This window comes from Ferruginibacter sp., from assembly GCF_031430955.1.
Classification (GTDB): Bacteria; Bacteroidota; Bacteroidia; order Chitinophagales; family Chitinophagaceae; genus Ferruginibacter.
In genome coordinates this window covers 1-4,157 of the sequence record NZ_JANPCM010000688.1, presented here as the reverse complement: position 1 = coordinate 4,157, position 4,157 = coordinate 1, and the positions used below count along the sequence as shown (strand labels likewise).

Here is a 4,157-nt window from a genome sequence, read left to right as displayed (position 1 = left end):
AAATGTATGTGGGTTTTTCTTTCTTTCTTTTTGCAGGTAAGTGGCCAGGTGAGCATAGCCGCCGGTTTTACGAAATACGGCTTTATCATTTTCCCAAAACAATTCATCATGCGGATGCAACTGGCAATGCACATCGGTGGTTTGTAAAATAGAAATGGTAAATGGTTTATCAGCAGCATTTATTTCATCCATCTCATTTTTATTTATGGTTTCGGCAGCAGCAATAATGGGTGCTGCCGCCAGCAAACCTGCGCCACCTATTGTGCCGAGTTGTTTTATAAAATTTCTTCTGTTGTTGTTCATTTTTTATTTTTTTTGCTTATACCGATTTTTTTTTTTGGAACCCGGCATTTGTATTTCAATTAAGCTTCATTGGCGTCGCACTCTTGTACTGCATATCATTCCTGAACTTTTAAATACATTATCTATATCTGAAGATTATCTTTTAATAAATACTTTTATTTTATTGAAGCAGTAACATTCTTTTCTTTTGCCGCTTCTTCACTTTTCTTTTGCTCTTGTACAATTGGTTTAAATGGCCCAAACTTGTGTTGCTCCTCAGAAAAATTATCGGTGTATGGCCCAAAGGGATGATCAACAGGTTTCTTTGATTTATCAGGCCAGTCTTTAGGTACATTAATATGCGGCCTCGGTTGTGATACAACAAATGCCGCCACATCCCATGCTTCTTCATCAGTAAGTTGTGTATTATTATAAGTAACACCCTGTGGCATATTATACTTTACATACTTTGCAAAGTTGCTGATGCGGTATAAACCTGCACCATCATTAAAACTATTTTTTTCCCACATGGCAGGATAAATATATTCTGTTTTATCTGCATTAAAAACACCTTCCCCAGTTGACTGGTGGCAGCTTTGGCATTTAGCGGCATAAACTGTTAACCCTTTTTCAGGGTCGGCGGCACGGTCTAAAAATGCCACATCTTTAAATCCTGAGCCTTCTGCTTTTTTTCCTTTTGGCACATTGCTGCCTAAAAAATTTATGTAGGATACAATGGCCTGCATTTCATTACCGGCAGTATCTATTGCTTTACCATTCAGGCTGCGTTCAAAACAATCGTTTACTCTTTTATAAATATTTTCAATGCCTCCGCTTCTTGCCCTGAATTTTGGATACAGTGAGGCAACAGAACCATAGTTGTTTCCAAAAACGGCTGTGCCTGCCTGTAAGTGACAGTTCTGGCAATTTAATCCGTTGCTTATTTTTAAAACAGACCCGTTGGGGCCAAGATATTTTGCAGTATGAGCAATTAACTGTTTACCATATTCTACCTGCTGTTTTTGTTTGGCATCTGTAATGCTGCTAACATCTGGCGCTGTCCAGTAATTAGCAGCATCAGTTTTTGCACCATTACCGGCTATTTCTTTTTCTTCTTTTTTTGCAGCAGGCTGGTTAGCGTATTCAAAAATAAATGGCATGGATATAAGCGCAATGATTAGTACAACAATTATCCCTATCAGTTTATTAATTACTGAAATTAGTTTTTGCTGTGCAGTATCGTCTTGCTTATTAAACAATCGTTATGCTGTTGTAATTAATGTGGCAATTTTTCTCTTACATATCCATACACCCATGTACCTGCAAGGGCACTTAGTAAAGTTACTGCAACAACCGTTGCTCCGGTGCCTATTTGTGCAAACAGCGGGCCGGGGCATGCACCCGTAATGGCCCAGCCTAAACCAAATATTAATCCCCCATATACCTGGCCTTTATTAAATGTTCTTTTATGAAAATCAATCTGCTCACCGTAAATGGTTTTGATGTTGAATTTTTTTATCAGCCAAACAGAAATCATACCCACCACCACTGCACTGCCTATTACACCATACATGTGAAAAGATTGCAGCCGAAACATTTCCTGTATTCGGAACCAACTGATGATTTCTGCTTTTACAAAAACAATCCCGAATGCCAAACCAACCACCAGGTATTTTATATTGTGGTGCCATTTATGTGTAAGCTTACTTTCGTTTAAACAAATGGCATCAAGAGAACGTACTTCAAAATCTGTGTTTATAATTTCTGTTGTTTTCATTAATTTTTTTTTAAAGAGAAAGAATAAATGGAAGAATAAGATTAGCCATAATAAAACCACCAATCATAAAGCAGCAGGTAGCAATTAATGATGGCCATTGCAATGTAGATAACCCCATTATGGCATGGCCGCTGGTGCAGCCACCGGCATACCTTGTACCAAAGCCCACCATAAAACCACCCACCACTATTAATAAAAATCCTTTTACCGAAATTAAACTCTGCCAGTTAAAAATTTGTTTGGGCATAAGGCTGCTGTAATCGGTAATGCCGTAACCCGATAACTCTGTTGCCAGTTTAGGATTAATTTGTATTGCATCAGGATTAGCCAGTAAATTAATCGCTACCATTCCGCCAAAAAAAATACCTGCAACAAAAAATAAATTCCAGGCTTCTTTTTTCCAGTCGTATTTAAAAAAAGGAATGTTGGCAGGTAAACATGCAGCACATACATGCCGCAGGGATGAACTGATGCCAAAAGATTTATTTCCGATTATTAAAAGTGTTGGCACCGTTAATCCTATCAGCGGCCCGGCCAGATACCAGGGCCAGGGTTGTTTAATCCATTCTATAAAACTCATTTTTACTTTTTTTACTTTTTTGCTGCCTTGTTATTTTACAAACTGATTTACATTTTGCCAGGTACCACCATTAACCACATTCTTAAAACCATTTTGCTCCAAAATAGTTTTTGCCTGTCCGCTGCGGTTGCCGCTTCTGCAAAACACAATAATATTTTCTTTGCCTTTAAACTTATTTAGTTGCGATGCCACAGTACCCAGAGGAATATTTACAGCACCCTTTGTGCTGCCGCCTGCAAACTCCGCTGGCTCCCTTACATCTACCAAAAAAGCACCCTGCTCCATAAAGTTTTTTAAATCAGTAGTGGGTATTCCGCCAAATAATTTTTGTAAAAAGTTCATACTACTAAATTTTTATGCTGTAAATTTTTTTATAATTTCTGTTAGTGCAGCCTTTGGTACTACACCGCTTTGCCTCCACAATGGCTGGCCATTTTTAAAAAGAATTAATGTGGGTACACCCTGAATTTGATATTGGCTGGCAGCCTGCGGACTTTTATCTACATCTACTTTAATAATGGTAGCTGCATCGCCAATTTCTTTTTTTACATCTTTAAGAATGGGCGCCATCATCTTGCAGGGGCCGCACCACCCGGCAGAAAAATCTACCAGTACGGGTTTATCAGATTGTATGATTTCGTTAAATGTCATGATGATTGTTTTTCTTCTTTCTCTTTTAAAACCTTTTTTTTGTTTTTAAACATGCCCAGGAGTAATGCCCCCATTAATGCACCATACAAGCTGCTGTTTACTGGCTTTGATGTAATCATGCAGGTGCCCGATGAACATCCAATTTGCTGCCAGTACAAATATCCGGCAATTGCGCCAAGTGCAGCTCCTGCCAGGTAAAGTAAATTATTATTAAACCACTTCTTCATAGCTGATATCTTTTATAGGTTTATCATTTTTTATAGGGGGTGTATTACATCCACCGGCACCGCAACAACCTATATTAAAAAGTGCTATACCGGTAAATAATAATCCTGCAATTATAAATAATTTATCATTGGCAATAAATCCCTGTATTGTTATAGCTAAACCAATAACTAACCTTAAAGCCCTCATCAAATTCCAATTGCTAAAAATTTTCTGTTTCATAACAGCAAATTTAAATTACAACCGCAGCTTGCTTGGTAACAAAGGTTACAAAGCAAAAGAATCAACTAAAAACCTGATATCAATAAGCAGGTAAACAAAAATCGCTTTTCCATAATAATTTTTTTGTACAGCACATCCTGTAATTTGCAATAACACCAGCCAGTGCAGTAAGTGCTGCCACAACAATAAGTGCTGCTTCCAATCCAAAATAATCTGCCAAAACCCCACTTAAAAATGCACCTATTACATAACCACTATCCCTCCAGAAACGAAATATGCTTAATGTTTCTGCCCTTTGCGATGGATGGGTGTTTTCTGCTACCACGGTTAAAAAATTTGGATATACCAAGGCTGTGCCTATACCTAAAACTACTGCTGATAAAACCGAAAAAAACATTGAATAAGAAATTACTAAAAGTA

General features: G+C 37.7%; 9 protein-coding genes. All 9 read right to left on the bottom strand.

The features are described from left to right. A partial coding sequence (locus ACY65O_RS19760; RefSeq protein WP_462222580.1) for a twin-arginine translocation signal domain-containing protein occupies positions 1 to 303 on the bottom strand: 303 nt, incomplete at its 3' end. A gap of 155 nt (positions 304 to 458) precedes the next feature. Further along, positions 459 to 1,541 (bottom strand): c-type cytochrome, encoded by a 1,083-nt coding sequence (locus ACY65O_RS19755; RefSeq protein WP_462222579.1) that lies wholly within the window; start codon positions 1,539 to 1,541, stop codon positions 459 to 461. Positions 1,542 to 1,558: 17 nt separating this feature from the next. After that, a complete protein-coding gene (locus tag ACY65O_RS19750) occupies positions 1,559 to 2,059 on the bottom strand; it encodes a YeeE/YedE family protein (RefSeq protein ID WP_462222578.1) in 501 nt (166 codons plus the stop codon). 10 nt (positions 2,060 to 2,069) lie between these two features. Then, complete coding sequence (locus ACY65O_RS19745) at positions 2,070 to 2,639, bottom strand: YeeE/YedE family protein (RefSeq protein ID WP_462222577.1); 570 nt, start codon at positions 2,637 to 2,639, stop codon at positions 2,070 to 2,072. A gap of 30 nt (positions 2,640 to 2,669) precedes the next feature. Further along, entirely contained in the window at positions 2,670 to 2,981 is a 312-nt protein-coding gene (locus ACY65O_RS19740; protein ID WP_462222576.1) for a rhodanese-like domain-containing protein, read from the bottom strand. A gap of 12 nt (positions 2,982 to 2,993) precedes the next feature. Beyond that, on the bottom strand, positions 2,994 to 3,290 hold the full coding sequence (gene trxA, locus ACY65O_RS19735; RefSeq protein ID WP_462222575.1) for a thioredoxin: 297 nt from the start codon (positions 3,288 to 3,290) through the stop codon (positions 2,994 to 2,996). After that, complete coding sequence (locus ACY65O_RS19730) at positions 3,287 to 3,517, bottom strand: DUF6132 family protein (protein ID WP_462222574.1); 231 nt, start codon at positions 3,515 to 3,517, stop codon at positions 3,287 to 3,289. Before ACY65O_RS19730 ends, trxA begins: the two co-directional genes overlap by 4 nt. Then, entirely contained in the window at positions 3,501 to 3,737 is a 237-nt protein-coding gene (locus ACY65O_RS19725) for a hypothetical protein (RefSeq protein ID WP_462222573.1), read from the bottom strand. Before ACY65O_RS19725 ends, ACY65O_RS19730 begins: the two co-directional genes overlap by 17 nt. Before the next feature lie 79 nt (positions 3,738 to 3,816). Next, positions 3,817 to 4,157: MFS transporter (locus ACY65O_RS19720; RefSeq protein WP_462222572.1), on the bottom strand; the 341-nt coding region annotated here is incomplete at its 5' end.

Excerpts from the sequence above, each read along its gene's own strand:
- trxA (WP_462222575.1), bottom strand. The coding sequence starts at position 3,290 with ATGACATTTAACGAAATCATACAATCTGATAAACCCGTACTGGTAGAT.
- ACY65O_RS19745 (WP_462222577.1), bottom strand. The coding sequence starts at position 2,639 with ATGAGTTTTATAGAATGGATTAAACAACCCTGGCCCTGGTATCTGGCC.
- ACY65O_RS19730 (WP_462222574.1), bottom strand. The coding sequence starts at position 3,517 with ATGAAGAAGTGGTTTAATAATAATTTACTTTACCTGGCAGGAGCTGCA.
- ACY65O_RS19750 (WP_462222578.1), bottom strand. The coding sequence starts at position 2,059 with ATGAAAACAACAGAAATTATAAACACAGATTTTGAAGTACGTTCTCTT.
- ACY65O_RS19740 (WP_462222576.1), bottom strand. The coding sequence starts at position 2,981 with ATGAACTTTTTACAAAAATTATTTGGCGGAATACCCACTACTGATTTA.
- ACY65O_RS19725 (WP_462222573.1), bottom strand. The coding sequence starts at position 3,737 with ATGAAACAGAAAATTTTTAGCAATTGGAATTTGATGAGGGCTTTAAGG.